Raw genomic sequence first — 21,187 nt, forward strand, 5'->3', positions numbered from 1 at the left:
AGCCTGAACCTATTTTTATATTACCACCGTAAGTAAGTATTAAAACTCCATTTAATATTTCTGTAGAATGACCTATTTCAATTGTCCCTCCCTTATTGGTCTCCATAACAACATTAGAATAAACCCAAACCTTTGGATCTAAAATAATATTCTTATTTTCTATCTTATTGCTTCCATAAATTATTTTTTTAATAATTTTTTTTAATCTGTCTAATACCATTCACAATTCACTTTTATATTGCCTATATTTCTATTTTGAAATCTGTAATCGTTATCTAAATCTTCAATTTCAAAATTGCAAACATCATGTAAATATTCAAATACTTGACTGGTATTAAAAGTAGCCACGTCAAAACTATAAAACCCTTTTAAGAGTAATTCATCTGGAATCTCACATGTTATAGTTTCCTTTGTATTCTCAACAAAAAAAACATTAGTAAAAATTTTATTTTTATTAGCATCTAGCAAGGCTAATCCAATACTAAAATTAGCAATTTGCTCGTGGAAATCAATTTTTATTCTAATCTTTTCTGAATGCTTTATTGGAATGTTTGAATTTAAAAATTCGACTTTTTTGATTCCATTTTTTTTTATTTTAACATTATCATAAACTCTTTGCTCGCTATTTGTATTTATATTTAAATAAAAATCAACAGATTCATCACTATCTCCTTTAAAAACTACCTTTCCATTTTCCAAAACAACTCCCTTTGTACATAAACTCTTAACTGCTGCCATATTATGACTTACAAATAACACTGTTCTTCCCTCACTTTTTGAAATATCTTGCATTTTACCGATGGCTTTTTTTTGAAACTCAGCATCTCCAACGGCCAAAACTTCATCCACAACCAAAATTTCAGGCTCTAAAAAAGCTGCCACGGCGAATGCCAATCGCACAGTCATACCACTACTGTAACGTTTCGTAGGTGTATCAATATAACGTTGACAACCACTAAACTCTATTATTTCATCCAGTTTATTGGTTATTTCCTGTTTAGTCATGCCTAAAATTGCTCCATTCAAATATATATTTTCCCTTCCTGTAAGCTCAGGATTGAAACCAGTCCCAACTTCTAGTAATGAAGCTATTCGGCCTCTGGATTTTATCTTACCTGTAGTTGGTGCAGTTACTTTAGATAAAATTTTAAGTAAAGTAGATTTACCTGCTCCATTTTTACCAATAATACCTAAAACTTCGCCTCTTTTAACTTCAAAATCAATATCCTTCAGTGCCCAAACATAATCACTTTCTCCTTTGAGAGCTCTATCATTTGTCTCACCAACTTTCAGATAAGGATCTTCCTTGCCTCTTATTTTATGCCACCAACGGTTTAGATCATGACTAATAGTTCCTGTTCCAATTGTACCTAAACGGTATTGTTTGGATATATTTTCAACTTTTAATATTGTATTATTTTCTTCCATCTATAAATATGAAAATTGAAAGAATATGTCTAAAACAATTTCTAAACCCTAAAATTATTTTCCTTATTCTAATTCAGAATTTGATTATTTTTTCTTAAACTGTATCAATAAAACTCTTTTCTGTTCTGTTAAAAATAATCAAACCAAACAAAAATATTATTATTGACACTAAAATTGTATAAACGGTTCCCCATATTGAAAAAGTTCCTTCCCCTAAAAGTAAATAACGTGAAGTCTCAACTACATAAGCTAAAGGATTATACTCTATTAACCAGCCAAATTGAGGCAACTTTTCTTTTACTAAATCCATAGGGTACATGACTGCAGAAACATACATAAGTAATTGCACTCCAAAAGAGACTAAAAATGTTAAATCTCTGTATTTTGTTACCATCGATGAAATAAGCATTCCAAAACCTAATCCTAAGAGCCCCATCACAACGATTAACAAAGGATAAAAAATAAAGAGCCAGTTTACATGGGATTCCATTCCTTGAGTTAAGAAATAAACATAAAAAACAATAAAAATGATTAATTGTATTCCTAGCTTAACTAGATTGGTAATTACAATTGACATTGGCAAAATAACTCTAGGAAAATAGACTTTACCGAATATGGCAGCATTTTTTTTGAAAGTATCTGAAGTTTCATTTAGACAAGCCGTAAAATAATTCCAAACAACTATTCCAGCAAGATTAAACAGAAAAGAAGGTACTTTTCCTGTTTGTATTCCTGCAACATTATTAAAAATGATTGTAAAAGTAATGGCCGTAAAAAGGGGCTGTATAAAATACCACAAAGGCCCTAGAATGGTTTGCTTATAAACTGTAACAATATCTCGCTTGACAAAAAGCATTAATAAATCACGATAATGCCAAATCTCTTTAAAATTCAGTTCAAAAACATTATTTTTTGGTCCAATTTCATAGAGCCACTCACCTTCCGAAAATTCTTTTTTGTCCATCAATTAACATTCTCATCTTATTAACTTCAAAATTAACCTTTTTAAAGGTTTAAGCAAATCTAAAATCATTTATTACTCTATTAAACTAAAAGAAAATAAAAAATAAATTTCGCTTATTGTATAGCCGATCCAAAATCAAGCATAACAAAACTTTATTAGCATAAAGAAATTAAAAGATAAAATCAATAATATCATCATTTTTAAATCATGATGATTATCAGTGGCTATTTATTAAATTTGCAATAAACTAAACCCTAAAATCGTGATTTTTTTCAAAAAAAACAAAACGCTACTAAAAGATCTTATCCCTAATGATTATGTAGATATTCATTCTCATTTAATACCAGGTATTGACGATGGTGCAAAAACAATTGACGATACAAAGTATTTAATCTCTGAATTACAAAAAATAGGCTTCAAAAAATTTATCACAACCCCTCATACCTTTACTGGTTTTTGGGATAATACAAAAGAAGGTATTTTAGAAAAAGAAAAGGAAACTAACCTAATGTTAGCTGAAAATAATATATTATTAAAAGCAGCCTCAGAATATTTATTAGACGACCATTTTGCTTCACTATTCAAAAAAGGAGACTTATTGACTTTGAAAGATAATTTGGTATTAGTCGAAATGTCTTATTTAAATGCTCCTATTCATCTATATGACTTATTATTTGACTTACAAGTTGCTGGATACAAACCTGTTTTAGCGCATCCAGAGCGTTATTTATTTTATCACAAAAATTTTGATGAATTTAAAAAACTAAAAAATGCAGGTTGTTATCTTCAATTAAATCTGCTTTCGACAGTTGGTTATTATGGAAACGAAGTAGCCGAAACAGCAAAAAAAATTTTAGAAAAAGGACTGTATGATTTTTCAGGTTCAGATGTTCATCATCAAAAACATATAAAAGCCTTTGAAAACAAAATCTTATTAAAAGACACAAAAACACTTGAAGAAGTCTTAAAAAATAATGAATTTTTTAAATAATAATCTTAATATAAAAAACCTCTAATTGTTAATTAGAGGTTTTTTATATTATTCAAATAATTTATCCTAAAAAAGGAATAAAACTAAAAAATCTTTTGTACCACGGCTTAGACTCGACTTCAACTCCATAACCATAACCATAACCATAACCATTAATTGTATCGGTATCATTTAATAAAACACACATATTTGGTAATTTTTTATCTCTATATAAAGCTTCAGGAATTCTCAGAAGTCCCTTCTCTAAATATTTTGCTCTAACCACATAAATAAAAGAATCTGCATATTGAGAAATAAGCAATGTATCTGTAACTAAACTTATTGGTGCAGTATCCACAACAATATAGTCATATTCCTTTTTAAGTTGTTCAAACATTAATTCGATTTTTTTACTCATAAGTAACTCAGCAGGATTAGGAGGTATTACACCTGCTGGAATTATATCGAAACATTCATATCCCTTTTGTTTCACTATATAATCATGAATATTTGTATTAATTGAAGACAAATAATTAGTCAAACCTCTATTAGGAAGGCTTACATATTCTTCCAGTTTTGGATTACGTATATCCATTCCAATCAACAAAACTCTCTTACCAGAAATGGCTATCGTAGCTGCCAAATTCATAGTTATAAAAGTTTTTCCTTCTTTTGGAAGGGTTGATGTGAGAAATATTGTTTTAGCCTTATCAACACTAACACTATTTAATATAAACTCTAAATTAGTTCTTACTATTCTAATTGCCTCTGCAGAACTAGTCCTGCTATCTGCTTGAATAATTTCGTTATTAAAGTCTGAATGGGGCACATCTCCAATAAATGGTACTCCAATACGCTCTAAATCATGTCTATCCTTAACTTTCGTATCTAAAAGGTTTTTTAAATAAATCACAGAAAAAGGAATAAAAAAACCTAAAATCAATCCTATCAAATAAACCATTTGCTTTTTTGGTGAAACTGGAGTATCAGAAGAATAAGCTTCATCTACAACTTTTGAATTTGGCGCAGAACCAGCTAAAGCTATTGCAGTTTCTTCTCTTTTCTTAAATAAATAAAGATAGAGTTCTTCTTTAATTTGTTGCTGTCTAAATATATTACGAAACTCTCTTTCTTGTTTTGGAATTTGAGATATTCTTCCTCCTATAGTATACTTTTGTTTACTAATTTCTTTATTTGTAACTAACAGAGAAGATTTCAACCTCAATAAACTTTCACTAATTGACAGTCTAAGAGCTGAAATTTTTTCATTTAAACGAATTACTAAAGGGTTATCACTCGTTGAACTTTTTAAAATGCGATCTCTTTCAACGACCAATCCATTATATTCGGATATCATGTGAGAAGAGTTATTGTCTGAAGGAATAATATTTGCAGGTATAATATCTGACTCCTTATTTTTTTGTAAATAATTTATCATTAAATCTGCAATTTTAAGCTGTGTTTCAATGCCAATATTTTCTGCATTAATTTCACTGGCTTTTCTCAAATTTAATTCTGCTTCAGTAGGAATGTCAGTAATTTTATTATTTTTCTTGTATTTTTCTGCATCAATTTCAACATCCCCTAATTCTTTTGTAATTATTTCTAATCTTTCATTAATAAATTTTGCAGTCTTCTCAGAAATAAGATTTTTATCATTAATTGCATCTTTATTGTAAACCTCTATTAATCTATCTAAAAAATCCTCTGCTTTATCACTTACACGATCTGTTATTGACATTTCAACAACGTTGGCGAACTTTGATAATGGCTCTACGGTTAGTCTACTTTTAAAATTATTTGCTAAACTCTCAATATTTGTTATTGATATAATTACTTTTCCTTTTCTTGAAGGCTCAGGTCTATCATAATCATCAAAAATTATATTTTTTTGTATTATGAAATCCCCTAATTTTATTGATTTGATTTTCTGTCCAAAAGAGAATCTTCCAATTTTATTATTGTCTTGACTAAATAAATCGAAATGACTTTCTGAAATTACATCAACACTAAATACTGTATCCATTTTATAAAGAAGTTCTTTTTTATTGAAAAAAGATACTTTTACTGGATTATCTCCATAAACATCAGAAGATTTGATACGACCTTCTTGAACATAATTAACATTAAACTCTCCCTCCTTAATTGTTTTCTCAATTAATTTTCTAGATTTTAATATCTCTATCTCATCTTCTAGACGACTTTTTGACCCAGAAAACAAACCTATATCCTGAAAAGCAGATAACTCTGATGCTAAACCTCCAGATTTATCATCTTTAATTAGAATACTTGTGTAAGATTTGTAAATTGGAACTGAATAGCGCAAATAAATTTTAGATAATGCTAAAAAAACAAATACACTAAACAAAAACCATTTCCAATGTATAAGATATTTATTCAATAAATCTCTAAAATTCAAACTATTTTCTTCCGTATTATCTACGTTATGATGCATAACCTATTTTAATTTTTATTAATTAATATTATAGAGAAAATAGCAGAAGAAACTAATGAAGCTATAGAAATCCATACTCCTGTATTTTGATTAAATGTTGAAGCACTACTTTTAGCATTATTAGGCTCTACATATATCAAATCATTTTGAGAAAGATAATAATAAGGTGAATTAATAAAATCCGCCTTGGTTATGTCAACTCTGCCTATGCTTTTTTTTCCATTTAGTTCTCTAACAACAACTATATTATTTCTTTTACCATAAATAGTTAAATCTCCCGCCATACTTAATGCTTCGATTAGAGTTACTCTTTCACTATTAATTGGGTAACTTCCAGGTCTAGTCACTTCCCCTTGAACAGTGAATTTAAAGTTCATAATACGAATATTAACTATTGGGTTTTTTAGATATTTTAACAATTTTTCTTTTAATTGCTCAATGACTTCGGTTTTTGTTAAACCTCCAAATTGTAATTGACCTAGAACAGGAAAATCAACAAGCCCATTTTTATCAACTAAATAAAGTTGCTGTTGACGCGCAGCTGTATAAGCTTGTCCATTAGGAGTTGGTATATTTTCAGAAGTAAGATTAAAAGGAGCAGCAGCCTCTTGATCAGGTGCCGAAACTATAATCATTAATAAATCATCAGGTTGAATTGTGGGTTCAAAACTTGAACCATTAAATGTTGATATTTGATCAACGTTTTGATAATAGGTAATTTTTTTTTGTTGACTACAACTGGTTATCAACAATAACGCAAATAACAATAAACCAATTTCAACAAATTTGGGTAATTTAATCATAATTATTAATTAACTTTTTTGTCTAAAATTTCAAAAATTGAATTTAGACTTTTAAATTCTGGAATTAATTCTTTCATCTTCGAAACTATCAAATGATTATTATATTGTGTAGAAGCATCTAAAATTTCTAAAATAGACTTTCTCACAGAATAATGCTCATCAATTTCTTCTTGGGCTACCATAATCTTTTCATGATGGGTAGGCAATGTTCTTGAATTATCATTTAAAAGTTCCTCATATAATTTTTCTCCAGGTCTTAATCCAATTTCTTTAATTTTTATTTCCTTATCAGGAACATACCCTGCCAATCGAATCATTTTTTTTGCCAAATCAAAAATTTTAACCGGTTTTCCCATGTCAAAAATATAAATTTCACCACCATTTCCCATTGCACCAGCTTCTAAAACTAATTGACAAGCTTCTGAAATAGTCATAAAATATCTTATAATCTCTTTGTGGGTAATTGTAACTGGCCCACCCTCAGAAATTTGCTTGGAAAAAAGTGGAACTACTGATCCATTTGAACCTAAAACATTTCCAAATCTAGTTGTAATAAACTTTGTAGTATCTGCATTACCTTTCAACTCATTGAAATATAATGATTGAACATATTTTTCAGCAATTCTTTTGCTAGCACCCATTACATTACTTGGATTAACCGCTTTGTCTGTTGAAACCATAACAAATCTTTCAACACCAAACTGAATTGACAAATCAGCCAAATTTCTAGTCCCCATTACGTTAACAAAAATTGCTTGAGAAGGATTTTCTTCCATTAAAGGAACATGTTTGTAAGCAGCTGCATGATATATTAAACTAGGACGATATAAATCGAATATTTTTTCTAAACCAATCTTATCTCTTATATCTGCAATTATTGAAACAACATTAGTCGTAATATTCATTTTTTGGAGTTCCAAAGTTAAATCATGCAAAGGTGTTTCTGCTTGATCTAAAACAATAAGAGTTGCTGGGTTAAAATCTATTACTTGACGAACTATTTCACTACCAATTGAACCTGCAGCACCAGTTATTAAAATGGTTTTATTTTTAATTTGAGATGATATTCCACGATTATCTAGGACAATAGGTTTTCTATCAAGTAAATCTTCAATTTCAAAACTTTTAATTTTTTGAGAAATCTCTTTTTGATTTTCCCAATTACTAATCAATGGAACAGTGTAAACTTTCAAGCTATGTTCTAAGCATTCATCCACAATAGCTAATTGTTCATCTTTAGACAATCCTTTATCAGCAATAATTAATGCCTCCGCATTTAACGAACGCATAATTACCGAAATTCTTTTCTTTTGGTTAATAATAGGCAGTCCTAGAATTTGTTTTGATTCATTTAAGCTATACTTATCTATAAAACCCAGAAGTTTAAAACGCGTTGGTGTTTCTGATTGCAAGGCATTAGACACAGAAATTGCATTAGCATCCGCACCATACACTATGGCATTTACAAGATTTGCTCCCTGAATTCCTTTAAAATAAACCTCAAAAATTTGTTTAACTAATACCCTGTACAAAAACAACAAACAAAATGAAAAAATAACATTTATCAACAATGCTGTTGTCAAAAAAATATTTTCCTTAAAAAAAATTGAATAGCCTAAATTAATAACTAATAAAGAGAAAAAAGTAGATACTTGAGAAAACAATATCTTAATCGCATCAATAAACGAAGAATGTCTTATAATACCAGAATATGTTTTAAACCACCAGAAAAAGAAAACATTAAGCACAAAGTACGACGCAATTTTAAGACCTTCATGCTTGGAATCAAAATACTCCAAGCCAATTCCTTTAAAAAGATAAAAAGTGATAAATCCAGAAAAGGTAATAGCCATCATATCCAATAGAAGAATCACCCATCTTGGCAAATAACCTAAATTTTTAAGATTAAATCCTTTAACATGGTTAAATATAAGCACTTGTCTTAAAACTGATTTTATAGTAGATTTTTCCTCTATATCCAAAACTTTAACATTTAAAAATGTACTTTTAAAAGTCACCTAAACTCTTCAAAATTAATCACTAATTAGGAAAAAAAACAATTAAAAAGACCTTTAAAATAGGGTTGCAAAATACTAAAAAAATAGTTCTAAAACGGCTTTTATTCTGTTTTTTTCATTTGCATTTAAATTTGATCCTGAAGGCAAACAAAGACCTTTCTCAAACAATTTTTCCGACACATCACCTCCATAGTAAGGACAATTAGAAAAAACAGGCTGTAAATGCATAGGTTTCCAGAGTGGGCGCGTCTCTATGTTTTCATTTTCAAATGCCAATCGCATTGCTTCTCTTTTATCATAAGAATCAAGAACAATAGCACTTAGCCAATGATTTGAGAAATATTCATTACTAGGTTCCGAAAGAATAACCACTCCATGAATCCCTTTAAAGAAATCCATATAAAAATTATGCATCTCTCTTCTTAAGTCAACATGTTTATCCAAAACTTCCATCTGCCCCCTACCAATTCCAGCACAAATATTACTCATCCTATAATTATAACCAATATGAGAATGCTGATAATGAGGAGCATTATCCCTCGCTTGAGTAGAAAGGAAGACTGCTTTGTTTTTATCATCTTCATTTTTAACCACTAATGCCCCTCCCCCTGAAGTAGTAATTATTTTATTACCGTTGAAAGATAAAATACTTATGTCTCCAAAAGTTCCGCATTTTTTTCCTTTGAAAGAACTTCCTAGAGCCTCAGCACTATCTTCAATTATTGGAATTTGATATTTATCAGAAATATTTTTGATTTCATCGAATTTAAAAGGCATACCATATAAATGTACAGCAATAATTGCTTTTGGCTTCTTACCTTTTTTGATTCTATCAATAATTGCTTCTTCTAATGCAACTGGACATATATTCCATGTATCAGATTCACTGTCAACAAAAACAGGCATAGCTCCAAGATAGGCAATTGGGTTAGCAGAAGCTGAAAATGTCATGGTTTGACAAATAACCTCATCATCCCGTTTAACATTAAGAAGAATAAGAGCCAAATGCAAAGCAGCTGTTCCCGAACTCAAAGCAGCAACGTGAACTTTACCACCCAGATAAATCTCCAAATCATTTTCAAATCCATTAACATTTGGACCTAAAGGAGCTATCCAATTAGCATCAAAAGCTTCTTGAACATATTTTTGCTCACTTCCACCCATATGTGGCGAAGAAAGCCATATTTTTGTCTTACTCATTCGAATTATATTTTATAACTTTTCCAGGATTACCTACAACAACAGCATAATCAGGAACATCATTTATTACTACAGCACCGGCACCAATTGTTACCCATTTACCAATTTTAATACCTTGCATTATGGTTGCACCTATACCAACTTGACTTCCTTCTCCAACAAAAACATTACCTGCCAAAGATGCATTTGGTGATATGTGTGAAAAATCTTCAATAACACAATCATGATCAATTGAAGCTGCAGTATTTATAATACAATGCTTCCCGATTTTTACATCAGGATTAACAATAACTCCAGCCATTACTACTGTACCAACTCCTATTTCAGAAAATCTAGAAACAGTTGATTTAGGATGTATTGCACTTGTATATTCTACAAATAATTTGAAAACTATTTCTTTTCTAATTCTATTATCTCCAATTGAAATTAAGTACTTATCGCAAGTATTAAATCGATGATCACTTGGATTAAAAACAGGAAAATTAAAAATCTGTTTTAAATAAATATTATCATCCAATATTCCTTTTATAAATACAGAAGACTCTAGCAAAATATCTATTACCACTTTGCAATGTCCACTAGCCCCATATAATATGATATTATTCTCCATTAAATGGTTCTATAGTTGCTGCATTAACAGCATTAATACCTTCTTTTTTAATCACTTTAAGAAAAGTCATTATAATTATTTTAAAATCTGTTAAAAAACTACAGTGATCAACATACCAAACATCATATGCAAACTTTTGATCCCATGAAATAGCATTTCTTCCATTGACTTGAGCCCATCCAGTAATTCCTGGCTTAACTTCATGTCTTCTATTTTGAAATTCATTGTAGAGATGGACATAATCAGTTAATAACGGTCTTGGTCCTACTAAACTCATATCTCCTTTAAGGACATTGATTAATTGAGGAATTTCATCAAGGGAAGTCTTTCTTACAAATTTTCCTACTGGTGTTAATCTTTGTGAATCATGAAGGAGCTTACCTTCTTCATCTCGCTTGTCATTCATTGTTTTAAACTTAATTATAGAAAAAACAACACAATTTTTACCAGGACGACGTTGTATAAAATACGGTTTCCCTTGATTGACAAAAAAAAGCAAAATAGTTACAAAAAAAAGAATTGGTGACAGCAAAACCAAGCCAATTAAAGCTAAAATAAAATCTAAAAAACGTTTAATAAAAAGCTTATACATAATCCATTATCTTTTCATAACTATGCTTAGGAGTTGCCTCATTTACAAAATACTCGTAGCCATTTTTTCCCATAGCACTACAAATTTCAGGATTTGCTTTTAAAAAATCTATTTTTTCTTTAATTTTTAATGGTTCGTCTGAAGGAGCCCAAACTCCTGCTTTTATTTGGTCCTCAATTAGAAATCCATAATCAGTATTTGTATCAATTGCTGCTAAAACAGGAATTTTCGCATTAAAATAGCTTAGAGATTTAGAAGGAATGTTAGGTATAGTGAATTTTTCACTAAGTGAGATTAAACCACAATCAGCAGCTGAAATAATATTTTGATAATCTTCTCGTGGCAAAGAATCTTTAATAATTACATTATTTAAATTCAATCTTCTCGACAGTTCTTCAATTTTTACTTTTTCAGTTCCTTGACCAACAATAAAAAAAAGCACATTATCATTCTCTTTATACAATTTTGCAACCTCAAGTATGTTTTCCAATTTCTGAGGAAGTCCAATATTACCTCCGAAAATAATCACAAATTTATTATCAAAACCATACTTCATTCTTAACAAAGATCTATTTTCAAAATTTAAAGAAATTTCCTTTTGCCAATTTGGTAATAAATGAAGCTTTGATATTACAATCTCTGGATTATACTTTTTCACATAATCAATATTCCCTTTAGACATGCAACCAATACTATCTGAAATCTCATATAGTTTTCTTTCTTTTTGTCTAAAAAAACGATACAAAAACCCTCCTTTTTTCATCATTCCCAAATCAACCGCATTTTGAGGAAAAATATCTCTAAGAATCAAATACACTTTTGCATTACTCTTTTTTTTCAACCAAATAGCCACTTGAACAAGACTAATAGGTGGAGTAGGCATTATTATCAAATCTGGAATAATTTCTGATTTAAAATGTTGCTTTATCGCTTTTTTGTAATGAAAAGGCAACAATAAATTAGCTATACCTTTTTTGACAGCTCCAACATTCAACAATGACATTGTTTTCACTCTCAATACCTTAATTCCCTCTTCGTCAATTAATCCAGTTTCATTTTCTTTACTAGACGGTGCAACAACAAAAACTTCATGTCCTTGGTCACGGAATTCTTCCATTAAATCAGTATATAGATTACCTCCTTGACCAATTTTAGGAAAAGCTAAAGCTAAAAAAAGTACCTTCATTTATATATTCTTTGACCAAACTACTCTATTCACATAATCTGTATAACTCAAAATTATACGCACCATTTTCTCAGAAACATTGGGCATAGAATAATCTGCAACTGGCCTATAATTTCTCATTGATTTTCCAACATTTTGTTGTTGCAACTGTACTAACCCTTGCATAATTCTTTCAGAGGAAAGACCTGTCATCATTACTGAAGCTTCTTCCATCGCTTCAGGTCTTTCATGAGCTTGACGAATATTAAGTGCTCTAAAATTTAAAATAGAACTCTCTTCAGAAATCGTCCCGCTATCAGATAGTACCGCGTACGCTCTCATTTGCAAAGCATTGTAATCATGAAATCCAAGAGGTTTTAAGAATTGAATTTCTGATCTTACTTTTACTTGTTTTTTATCAATCATGTTTCTAGTTCTAGGATGAGTTGAAACAATAATTGGATATTGATATTTTTCTGCAATTAAATTTAAACTTTCTATTAATCCGTTAAAGTTCTTTTCTGAATTAATATTTTCTTCTCTGTGCGATGAAATAACAAAATATTTCCCTTCTTCCAAATTTAAACGAGATAGAACATTAGACGCTTCTATTTGCGGAAGATAATGAGTCAAGACTTCAAACATTGGAGACCCAGTCTTAATAATTCTATCTGCTGGCAATCCTTCACGAAGTAAATATTCTCTAGCGATATCACTATATGTTAAGTTAACATCGGCAGTATGATCAACAATTTTTCTATTAGTCTCTTCCGGTACTCTCTGGTCAAAACATCTATTTCCAGCTTCCATATGAAAAATAGGAATTTGTCTTTTTTTCGCTGGAATTGCACATAAGCAACTATTTGTATCACCTAAAACCAAAAATGCGTCAGGCTGTATTTTTTCAAGAAGAGGATCTATTTTAATTAATATATTCCCTACCGTTTCAGTAGCTGTAGCGCCAGCTGCTTCCAAGAAAAAATCAGGCTTACGTAACCCTAGATCTTCAAAAAAAATCTGATTTAATTCATAATCATAATTTTGCCCAGTGTGAACAATTATATGTTCTACTGCTTCTGAATTATCCAAAGCACACAAAACCCTAGATAATCTAATGATTTCAGGTCGTGTTCCCACGACTGTCATCACTTTTAATTTTTTCGTCATCCGCTTTTAAACTATAGCATTAATTAAACCTCCTCAAAATAAGTATCAGCATCTTCAGGATTAAAAGGTTCATTTATCCAGAAATTCGTATATAAATCCTCTTCTCCTATATTTTTTATATTATGAGTATACCAAATTGGCATATCTACATAAGCAGGCTCATTACCATCTAAATAAAAATCAAGTACTTGGTCAGTTCCAATTTTTCTCAATTGAATTAAAGCTTTGCCTTTTATTACAGCAAATCTTTCAATTTTTCTTGTATGATAATGATTTCCTCTTGTTATACCGGGAACAGTAGTAGAAAACGAAACCTGCCCTCCAACTCCCAATCGTATCACTTCAACAAAAGCTCCTCTGGGGTCTGTGTGTTGCACAAACTTTATTGGATAATGATTTTCGTATTCAAAATATGATCTAAAAGTATTAAACAAATTCAAATCAAAAACTGATTCCAATAAAGGAATTTCTCCTTTTTCAAAATAACTTTCTTTGTAATAATTTAGTTTTGCTAAAACTTCAGAAACTTTATAAGTAGCCGTATGATTAATAATTAATTCACTTTCTGATTTACCGCCTCTTATTTGTTCTATAATCAATTTACATAATTCACCAACATAAATCAATTTAACTTCTCCATCAGCGTCTATTACTGGTGTCTCTCCATGAGTTAATTTATAACAAAAAGTAGCTATAAATGAATTATAATTAGGTTTACCAAATGGACCAAATACATTAGGAATAATAAGCCCACTAAATTTTGCATTATTTTGTTTTGCCCAATTATTTAAAATTTCTCTTCCTCCCTTTTTTGATTTCCCATATAAATTATCTCTTTCTTCTTGAGAAGAAGATGAAAAAAGCACATGCGGCTTTGATTGCGTTCTTTCAAGTGAAGAAACTAATTTTTCGACCAATTCCAAATTAGATTTAAAGAGAACCTCTTGACTTTCATGTCTATTAATAGCTGCCAAATGCACAATCACATCACATTGTTTTACAAAAGCATCTAATTGATTTTGATTTTCAAAAAAACTTTTTTCAAAAACTATCCTTTCAAATTCAGCAGGAAATAGTCCCAAAGTATTATATAAATGATTACCTACAAAACCATTTTGACCTGTAATTCCAATTTTTAGCATAAATTTTTATTTGGTACACATAAAGTGCTCTAACGGATATTTGTATTCGTCCTTAATCTCTCCCAGAAGATAATCACTCATCACTAAAAGTTTTGCAGTTTCTTCCTTTGATTGTATACAAGAAATATAACCTTGAGGAATGTGTAGAACATCTAAATTTTCTGAAGAAAGAAAAAACACATACGGTTTTAGATCAGAACTTGGATTACCCCAATCATCAACATTTATCAATTTTATTTCAAAACTTCCTGTCATTGCAGAAAACCATCTCTGTTCTATCTTATGACCTTGCCAACCTCTTTTAAAATTGGGGTTCTTGTTTTCAATCACGTACATCCTTTTTATAGAAATTGAATTGAAATCGTTATTGTACTTAAGATTCCCCCTATAATCTGAATGACAATTCCCTTTTATTATTTTAGGCAACATAGTCTATCTAATCTGGATACTGTTTTACATCAACTTCTCCTAAAACCTCTTTACGAATTAGTGGAAGTTTCATTAAAAGTTGTTTCATTCCTTCAATATTTTGTTGTGTTGTATTATGTGAATGATAATCTTCAATTTTAGAAATATCTATTTCACCTTCAGAAAAATATTGTGCATAATTCAAATCTCTATTATCGGCAGGGATTCTGTAAAAATCTCCCATATCTTCAGCTTTTATCATTTCTTCTCTGGTACAAAGGGTTTCGTAGAGCTTTTCTCCATGCCTTGTTCCAATAATTTTAATTGGATTATCAGCTTTAAACATTTCTTTCAAAGCTTGAGCCAAATCTCCAATCGTACCAGCTGGTGCCTTATTTACAAACAAATCTCCTGAATTTCCATGTTCAAATGCAAAAAGCACTAACTCTACCGCCTCTTCTAAAGACATTAAAAAACGTGTCATTGAAGGGTCAGTAACTGTAAGTGGTTCTCCATTTTTAATTTGCTTAACAAACAATGGAATGACTGACCCTCTAGAAGCCATTACATTTCCATAACGAGTTAAACAAACAGTTGTTCGTTCCAAATTTCTTGAAGCTGCAACTGCAACTTTTTCCATCATTGCTTTAGAAATCCCCATGGCATTGATAGGATAAGCTGCTTTATCTGTACTTAGACAAATTACTTTTTTAACCCCATATTTTACAGCGGCATCTATAACATTCTGAGTTCCTTCTACATTAGTTTTCACCGCCTCCATAGGAAAAAATTCACATGAAGGAACTTGTTTCAAAGCAGCAGCATGAAAGACATAATCTACACCTCGCATTGCATAATCAATACTTAGAGGATTACGAACATCTCCAATATAGAACTTGAGTTTATCGTTTTTATAAAGATTTCTCATATCATCTTGTTTCTTCTCATCCCTTGAAAAGATTCGAATTTCTTTAAAATGATCTGTATTTAAAAAACGATTAAGCACAGCAGTTCCAAAAGAACCCGTACCACCTGTTATAAGAAGTGTTTTATCTTTAATTTGCATATTAATTTATTGCTATTGATTTTTACTGTATGATTTCAAACGCCATATGTTAAAAAAGAAAAAACGATCGAAAAGTATATTATCATTTAGCAAGTCATCATAAACTAAGTTTTTAATATCGTTGAAAAAGCTAGAATTAAGTTCTTTAAAATAATCTTTCAATTGATTAAAATCATCTTCTTTAAAATATCTTTCTCTCAGTTCTTTTATAGGGGGAGTAAATCCTTTCTTTTTTGATAAGAAATACTTAATTCCAAAGCACTTAAAATACAAAATTTTAAGATAAAGCTTAGATATACATGGTGTGAAAATCATCCAAGTAGGCAACTTTCTTACATGTCTTAACAAAGCTTCATCTAAAAAAGGGGATCTTACTTCTGTACCAGAAAACATTGAAGCCCTATCTGTCTTAACTAAATATTTATATGGAAGATTATTAAACACTCTATCATACTGTATTACAGTTCTTAAGAAGGATTTCTCTTTTAACCTTACTTGATTAAACCTTTGATCTATATAATCGGCAGCAAATTTAGATAAAATAGCATGATTTTTAAGATAATTAGATTCAAATTTTTCAATTCCTTCATCTAAAATTTTTTTAACCTTAACATTAAAAAATCTTGAAATTTTAAAAACATTATTCAATTTCATCAAAACATAAAGCATTAATTTTTTTGAATAATGAGGATATCCATAAAAAAGTTCATCTCCTCCATCTCCTGTAAGGACTACTTTAAATTCCTCTGAAACTTTCTTAAATATTGCTATAGAAGGAATTCCACTATAATCCGCAAAAGGTTCTTCATATACTTCTGCATAATCAGCAAAAGAATCATTCAAGTCTACATTTCTTAACATTACCCTATTGATTGGTAAATTATTCCTTTTAGAAAGATAGTCAGCCCAATAAAACTCACTTAGCCTTTTATCTTCAAAGTCAACAAAAAATGTTTTAACCTCCTTGTAAAATTTTCTAGTAATTTTAGTCACAATAGTACTATCTACTCCTCCACTCATAAGAGTTGCAATAGGAACATCAGCAATAACTCTTTTAACAATTGCTTCTTTCATAAGATTAGAAACCGAGCTCTCTTTAGCTGAGAAGGATTTAAAAACTGAGTTATTCTCCTCTTTAACATAAAACTGATTACCATCCTTCTGAAAAACTATAATTTTGCCAGGTAGCATGCTATTAATTCCCTTAATTATAGAAAAATGATCAGGAACAAAACCTAAAGCAAAATACAATTGAAGACCCTCAATACAAATATCTTTTTTCTTACAAAGTTTAGAAACACCCCAAATACTTGAACTAAAAGAAACTACACCATCCTCAAAAGAGTAATATAATGGCTTTTTCCCTACTCTATCCTTTGTAATTACTAATTGTTGCAACTGATGATCAAATAATCCCAAAGCCCACATACCTTCAAAATAATCGAAGCAAGATATACCCCACTCTAAATAAGAAGCGCAAAGTACTTCTGTATCAGAAGATGTTTTAAAAACATAACCCTTTTTTTCAAGTATTTCTTTTAAAATCAGAAAATTATAGATTTCACCATTGAATACAACTGTTATTTTTTTATTTTCATGCTGAAAAACAAAAGGCTGATTTGATCTTTCATCAAGATCGATAATTGCTAGACGGGAATGGCCAAAAACAAAACAATAATCAGTTATATATAATTGCGAATCTGGGCCTCGTTGATAGATTGTTTTATGTGCTTCTTTAAATAGATCTAAAGAAATTTTCGCGTTTGTAGTACCAATAATCCCACACATTTTTAAAATTATTTTAATTTAAAAATTTTCAGGAAAAGTACAAATTTGAATCACAAATTTCATAATTTTCTGTTAAAAAAAACAAAAAAATCAATTTATTAAGATTGAACCAAAAATAATCACAATTTCATTTTTTAATATACTCACAAACAACTATCTATCAGTAGTTTAGAAATATTTATAAATTAATTTGAAATATAAATCTTAACAAGATTATGATAAATATATTTGATTATAAACTTCTATCCAGTTGTTTATTTTAGTTTTCATCATAAAATTATCTTCTACTAATCTTATTGATCTATCGCACATTTCAACATACTCCTCATTTGAAATTTCCAATACTTCATCAATAATTTTTGCAATAATCATTGGTGAATTATCTATATGATAACCACATTTATTTTTCTCCAAAATACTCCAAGGAGTACCAGTTGAGGCAATAACAGGAGTTCCTTGATTTAAAGATTCTACAACTACATTTCCAAAATTTTCATTTTCACTTAACATTAATGTCATATAAGAAGATGCATATATAATTTCTTTTTCATCACCTTCCTTAAACCCTTTAAATTCTATTTTGTCAACTAGATCGTATTCACTAATTTTAGTTTTTAAAAAGTCAAAATAATTTTGATGTCTCATTTCATGATTCCCAACAATTATAAATTTATAATCAGATTTTTTAAAAGTTTTACTTAAATACAGTCCTTCAATCATTTTATGAATTGATTTTTTATGATGTATTCTTCCTATATAAAGTAAATCTTTATTTTTTATCTTATTTAAAATTCTTTTTTTAGGTTTAAAATAATTTGGCAATTCAAACACTCTGCTTTTATTGAATTTTTTTTTAATTTCATCACTTTCCTTTTCGGATGTACTGTGAAAAAATACTCCCAAAGAAAACAATTTATAAAAAACCAAAACTATTTTTTTAAGTAAATTATTATAAATCAAAGCCTTATCACTCAACTCTCCTCTAGCTGAAATCAAAATCTTTTTATGTCTAAAAAAAAGTCTTGAAATAAAGAAACTCAACAATGAACTTTTACTAAAAAAACCATTAAGATGTAAAATTTCACTATTTTTTATTCCTAAATAAATCAATTTTATTTTTTTGAGATAATTTTTTTTATTATCGTAATAAACTTGACCATAATATGTTTTCGTATATTCATTAGTCTTTACTAAACCATCTTTTATACCTATTGTGTTTGTAAAAATTTGAACTTCAAATCCGTTTGAAGTTAGTTCGTCTGTCAACCAATAAACACTATTACAAGGTCCACCTATTTGTGAAGGGTAAAAAGCATCAATAGGAAAAAAAAGCTTCATTATTTTATTAATTATTTTTTAATACTTCTTTGTATAAATCTAGGTATTTGTTGGCTATAATCTCTGGTGAATAATTTTTAATATTTTCTTTCCCCTTTTGTATTAATTCTTTTCTTAGTTCAGTATCATTAACAAGTTTAGTTATAGCATTTTTTATTTCTTCTTCAGACTTGGGGTTAATTAAAAGAGCTGCTCCACCTGAAACTTCTTTCATAGGGCTTTTGTTAGAAGTTATAACCGCACAATTTTGAGCTTGAGCTTCAAGAATAGGCAAACCAAATCCTTCATACAAAGAAGGAAAACACAAAATATCCGATCTCTTGTAATAATCGATTAATTCAAATTCCGATACGGTTATTTCATTAACAAAATCAATTTTATTATCTACTAATAGTGCAAAAAGTTTTTTTGTAAGCTTACCTATAATTATAAGTTTAACATTTAAACCTATTATAGCTTTAAATAATCTTTCTCTATTCTTGTTTTTTGTAGATCCAATGACAAGTATTAATGGCTTAGAATTTTCAGACAACAGTAATTGTTTTTCTACTGGAACTGTTAAGCAATTGGGTATTACCCTAATTTTCTTTTCTGCCCATGGCAATAAGATAGCAATTTCTTTTTTAGTTTTTAGAGAAATCACAGTAATATATTTTAATTTTTTTAAGGGTAAGTAAAGCCAAAATAAAAAATACAAACGTTTTTTTACTCCTTTAAGATTTTTTAAACCTACAAGATCATGAATTGTTAAAATAGTTCTTTTAGAATCTAAAAACAAACTTGCCCAATGTATATCTCCGGTTATATGATTAATATCTCCTTGATTCTTTCTAAAATAAAATCCAGTTTTCAAGATCATTTTCAAAGAATATGGGTTAATTATATTGACACATTGAACATTTTTCTTTAAAAATTCAATTTTTAATATACCAAATAGCTTTTCAATGCTAATTTGATTATCAGCGGGATTTCTTTCAAAAAAATGAATCTTCATAATCAAAAACTAAAAAATATAGTATTATACGGAACAAAAAGATGTGGATATAACGAAATCGACTTCCAAAAAACAAATCCAAAAAAAATCACAAAAAACAAAAAAAGAATTCTTTTACTATTTGATTTTAAAACTATATATCCAAACCAAGAATATATTATGCATTCGTATATAGAAAAATAAATTGTAAATCTACCTGCCAAATATACAAAGTTAAATTTTACCCATAGATAAACAACCAAAGACAGAATAGAAATATTAAGAAAAAAATGATACCCATCTAACTTACTAAATGATTTTCTAAAATAGAAAAGAAAACAAACAGGCAACAATTTTCTTGCAATACCTAATATCAAAAAAACTGGATCAATTTGAATATGATTGATTTTCTTATAACTATTAAAACGTTCATGAAAATGCGGAAAATAATCTTTATTGATTTCAAAAAACCACAATAAATTTTTTTCAGACAAAATAGAAAATGATAATAGCCCAAAAACGACTAAAGCCAATAAATCATGCCTTTTAAATTCCATGTTACAAATAGGCAAAAAAAGCATCATTATAGCTGTAAAATGGAACCCTGATGCAATCAAGACACAAGTTACAAATAAAAGATATTTTCTTTTTATCAAAAATTGAATTGAAAAAAAAACTATTCCCAACGCGATAAGTTGTCTATTATTACCCCAAAAGCCAATGATATTAACAAAAAAACATAGTAACGCAAAAATAGGATACTGTGTAAATTTTTTAATCGTAAATACATATAGAAATGTAGTAAATAAAGATATCCCTAATAAGAAAAAAGTGTAATGAAGATTTAAAATTTTAAAAAGCTTTGTAAGTAAAAGATAGAGAAAATCATATCTCCCATTATGCAAGTCTACACTATTGAATAATTTAGTATAACTATTGTGATACATTTGAAAATCAACTCCACTATTCCATCTTAAACCATCAATAATTGCGACAATGAAGGCCAATAAATAAAAAAAAAGCAAATTATTTTTTTCAAAGAAAATTTCCCTATAACTAAAAAAAATCAGAACAAAAAATAATAAAATCAATACCATCTA

Annotated in this window: 18 protein-coding genes; 1 reads left to right on the plus strand and 17 read right to left on the minus strand. The window is 29.0% G+C overall.

The window, feature by feature from the left end; genetic code table 11:
• Positions 1-210 precede the first annotated feature (210 nt).
• Together BUC09_RS11030 and BUC09_RS11035 are read right to left on the minus strand one after the other, a co-directional pair.
• Positions 211-1,428: an ABC transporter ATP-binding protein gene (locus BUC09_RS11030; RefSeq protein ID WP_073311602.1), complete on the minus strand. Its 1,218-nt coding sequence runs from the start codon at positions 1,426-1,428 to the stop codon at positions 211-213.
• Positions 1,429-1,522: 94 nt separating this feature from the next.
• A complete protein-coding gene (locus tag BUC09_RS11035) occupies positions 1,523-2,392 on the minus strand; it encodes an ABC transporter permease (protein ID WP_073311603.1) in 870 nt (289 codons plus the stop codon).
• Positions 2,393-2,654: 262 nt separating this feature from the next.
• On the opposite strand from BUC09_RS11035, the gene BUC09_RS11040 reads away from it, so the two are divergent.
• Positions 2,655-3,383 (plus strand): tyrosine-protein phosphatase, encoded by a 729-nt coding sequence (locus tag BUC09_RS11040; RefSeq protein WP_073311604.1) that lies wholly within the window; start codon positions 2,655-2,657, stop codon positions 3,381-3,383.
• A 61-nt stretch (positions 3,384-3,444) separates the two neighbouring features.
• Here the strand turns inward: BUC09_RS11040 and BUC09_RS11045 are convergent, their stop codons facing one another.
• The 15 genes from BUC09_RS11045 to BUC09_RS15030 form a co-directional block, all read right to left on the minus strand.
• On the minus strand, positions 3,445-5,817 hold the full coding sequence (locus BUC09_RS11045) for a GumC family protein (RefSeq protein ID WP_073311606.1): 2,373 nt from the start codon (positions 5,815-5,817) through the stop codon (positions 3,445-3,447).
• Positions 5,818-5,825: 8 nt separating this feature from the next.
• On the minus strand, positions 5,826-6,620 hold the full coding sequence (locus BUC09_RS11050) for a polysaccharide biosynthesis/export family protein (protein ID WP_073311608.1): 795 nt from the start codon (positions 6,618-6,620) through the stop codon (positions 5,826-5,828).
• A 5-nt stretch (positions 6,621-6,625) separates the two neighbouring features.
• Positions 6,626-8,602, minus strand: coding sequence for a polysaccharide biosynthesis protein (locus BUC09_RS11055; RefSeq protein ID WP_073311817.1), 1,977 nt, complete (start codon positions 8,600-8,602; stop codon positions 6,626-6,628).
• A gap of 111 nt (positions 8,603-8,713) precedes the next feature.
• Positions 8,714-9,838, minus strand: a complete 1,125-nt coding sequence (locus BUC09_RS11060) for a DegT/DnrJ/EryC1/StrS family aminotransferase (protein ID WP_073311610.1) — start codon at positions 9,836-9,838, stop codon at positions 8,714-8,716.
• Positions 9,831-10,448, minus strand: coding sequence for an acetyltransferase (locus BUC09_RS11065; protein WP_234972572.1), 618 nt, complete (start codon positions 10,446-10,448; stop codon positions 9,831-9,833). Before BUC09_RS11065 ends, BUC09_RS11060 begins: the two co-directional genes overlap by 8 nt.
• Positions 10,438-11,040, minus strand: a complete 603-nt coding sequence (locus tag BUC09_RS11070; protein WP_073311612.1) for a sugar transferase — start codon at positions 11,038-11,040, stop codon at positions 10,438-10,440. The genes BUC09_RS11065 and BUC09_RS11070 overlap by 11 nt, the downstream gene beginning before the upstream one ends.
• Complete coding sequence (locus BUC09_RS11075) at positions 11,033-12,226, minus strand: glycosyltransferase family 4 protein (RefSeq protein ID WP_073311615.1); 1,194 nt, start codon at positions 12,224-12,226, stop codon at positions 11,033-11,035. The genes BUC09_RS11070 and BUC09_RS11075 overlap by 8 nt, the downstream gene beginning before the upstream one ends.
• A complete protein-coding gene (wecB, locus tag BUC09_RS11080; protein WP_073311616.1) occupies positions 12,227-13,372 on the minus strand; it encodes a non-hydrolyzing UDP-N-acetylglucosamine 2-epimerase in 1,146 nt (381 codons plus the stop codon).
• 23 nt (positions 13,373-13,395) lie between these two features.
• Positions 13,396-14,514: a polysaccharide biosynthesis C-terminal domain-containing protein gene (locus BUC09_RS11085; protein ID WP_073311617.1), complete on the minus strand. Its 1,119-nt coding sequence runs from the start codon at positions 14,512-14,514 to the stop codon at positions 13,396-13,398.
• 6 nt (positions 14,515-14,520) lie between these two features.
• Positions 14,521-14,943 carry a WxcM-like domain-containing protein gene (locus tag BUC09_RS11090; RefSeq protein ID WP_073311618.1) on the minus strand — a complete coding sequence of 141 codons (423 nt, stop codon included), beginning with the start codon at positions 14,941-14,943 and terminating at the stop codon, positions 14,521-14,523.
• 7 nt (positions 14,944-14,950) lie between these two features.
• Complete coding sequence (locus BUC09_RS11095; protein ID WP_073311619.1) at positions 14,951-15,988, minus strand: polysaccharide biosynthesis protein; 1,038 nt, start codon at positions 15,986-15,988, stop codon at positions 14,951-14,953.
• A 12-nt stretch (positions 15,989-16,000) separates the two neighbouring features.
• On the minus strand, positions 16,001-17,776 hold the full coding sequence (gene asnB, locus BUC09_RS11100; protein WP_073311621.1) for an asparagine synthase (glutamine-hydrolyzing): 1,776 nt from the start codon (positions 17,774-17,776) through the stop codon (positions 16,001-16,003).
• 213 nt (positions 17,777-17,989) lie between these two features.
• Positions 17,990-19,114 carry a glycosyltransferase gene (locus BUC09_RS11105; RefSeq protein WP_073311623.1) on the minus strand — a complete coding sequence of 375 codons (1,125 nt, stop codon included), beginning with the start codon at positions 19,112-19,114 and terminating at the stop codon, positions 17,990-17,992.
• A 7-nt stretch (positions 19,115-19,121) separates the two neighbouring features.
• Entirely contained in the window at positions 19,122-20,108 is a 987-nt protein-coding gene (locus tag BUC09_RS11110; RefSeq protein WP_073311625.1) for a glycosyltransferase family 4 protein, read from the minus strand.
• Positions 20,109-20,110: 2 nt separating this feature from the next.
• The gene (locus BUC09_RS15030; RefSeq protein WP_084127225.1) at positions 20,111-21,184 is read right to left on the minus strand and encodes an EpsG family protein; all 1,074 of its coding nucleotides are present in this window, start codon (positions 21,182-21,184) and stop codon (positions 20,111-20,113) included.
• Positions 21,185-21,187 lie beyond the last annotated feature (3 nt).

Origin of the sequence: Flavobacterium terrae (genome assembly GCF_900142035.1) — a bacterium.
Classification (GTDB): domain Bacteria; phylum Bacteroidota; class Bacteroidia; order Flavobacteriales; family Flavobacteriaceae; genus Flavobacterium; species Flavobacterium terrae.

Bases quoted from the DNA above. Each gene is read 5' to 3' on its own strand.
- BUC09_RS11095 (WP_073311619.1), bottom strand. From the start codon at position 15,988: ATGCAAATTAAAGATAAAACACTTCTTATAACAGGTGGTACGGGTTCT.
- BUC09_RS11045 (WP_073311606.1), bottom strand. From the start codon at position 5,817: ATGCATCATAACGTAGATAATACGGAAGAAAATAGTTTGAATTTTAGA.
- BUC09_RS11105 (WP_073311623.1), bottom strand. From the start codon at position 19,114: ATGAAGCTTTTTTTTCCTATTGATGCTTTTTACCCTTCACAAATAGGT.
- BUC09_RS11090 (WP_073311618.1), bottom strand. From the start codon at position 14,943: ATGTTGCCTAAAATAATAAAAGGGAATTGTCATTCAGATTATAGGGGG.
- BUC09_RS11065 (WP_234972572.1), bottom strand. From the start codon at position 10,448: ATGGAGAATAATATCATATTATATGGGGCTAGTGGACATTGCAAAGTG.
- BUC09_RS11030 (WP_073311602.1), bottom strand. From the start codon at position 1,428: ATGGAAGAAAATAATACAATATTAAAAGTTGAAAATATATCCAAACAA.
- BUC09_RS15030 (WP_084127225.1), bottom strand. From the start codon at position 21,184: ATGGTATTGATTTTATTATTTTTTGTTCTGATTTTTTTTAGTTATAGG.
- BUC09_RS11035 (WP_073311603.1), bottom strand. From the start codon at position 2,392: ATGGACAAAAAAGAATTTTCGGAAGGTGAGTGGCTCTATGAAATTGGA.
- BUC09_RS11075 (WP_073311615.1), bottom strand. From the start codon at position 12,226: ATGAAGGTACTTTTTTTAGCTTTAGCTTTTCCTAAAATTGGTCAAGGA.
- BUC09_RS11085 (WP_073311617.1), bottom strand. From the start codon at position 14,514: ATGCTAAAAATTGGAATTACAGGTCAAAATGGTTTTGTAGGTAATCAT.
- BUC09_RS11110 (WP_073311625.1), bottom strand. From the start codon at position 20,108: ATGAAGATTCATTTTTTTGAAAGAAATCCCGCTGATAATCAAATTAGC.
- BUC09_RS11050 (WP_073311608.1), bottom strand. From the start codon at position 6,620: ATGATTAAATTACCCAAATTTGTTGAAATTGGTTTATTGTTATTTGCG.
- BUC09_RS11070 (WP_073311612.1), bottom strand. From the start codon at position 11,040: ATGTATAAGCTTTTTATTAAACGTTTTTTAGATTTTATTTTAGCTTTA.
- wecB (WP_073311616.1), bottom strand. From the start codon at position 13,372: ATGACGAAAAAATTAAAAGTGATGACAGTCGTGGGAACACGACCTGAA.
- BUC09_RS11060 (WP_073311610.1), bottom strand. From the start codon at position 9,838: ATGAGTAAGACAAAAATATGGCTTTCTTCGCCACATATGGGTGGAAGT.
- asnB (WP_073311621.1), bottom strand. From the start codon at position 17,776: ATGTGTGGGATTATTGGTACTACAAACGCGAAAATTTCTTTAGATCTA.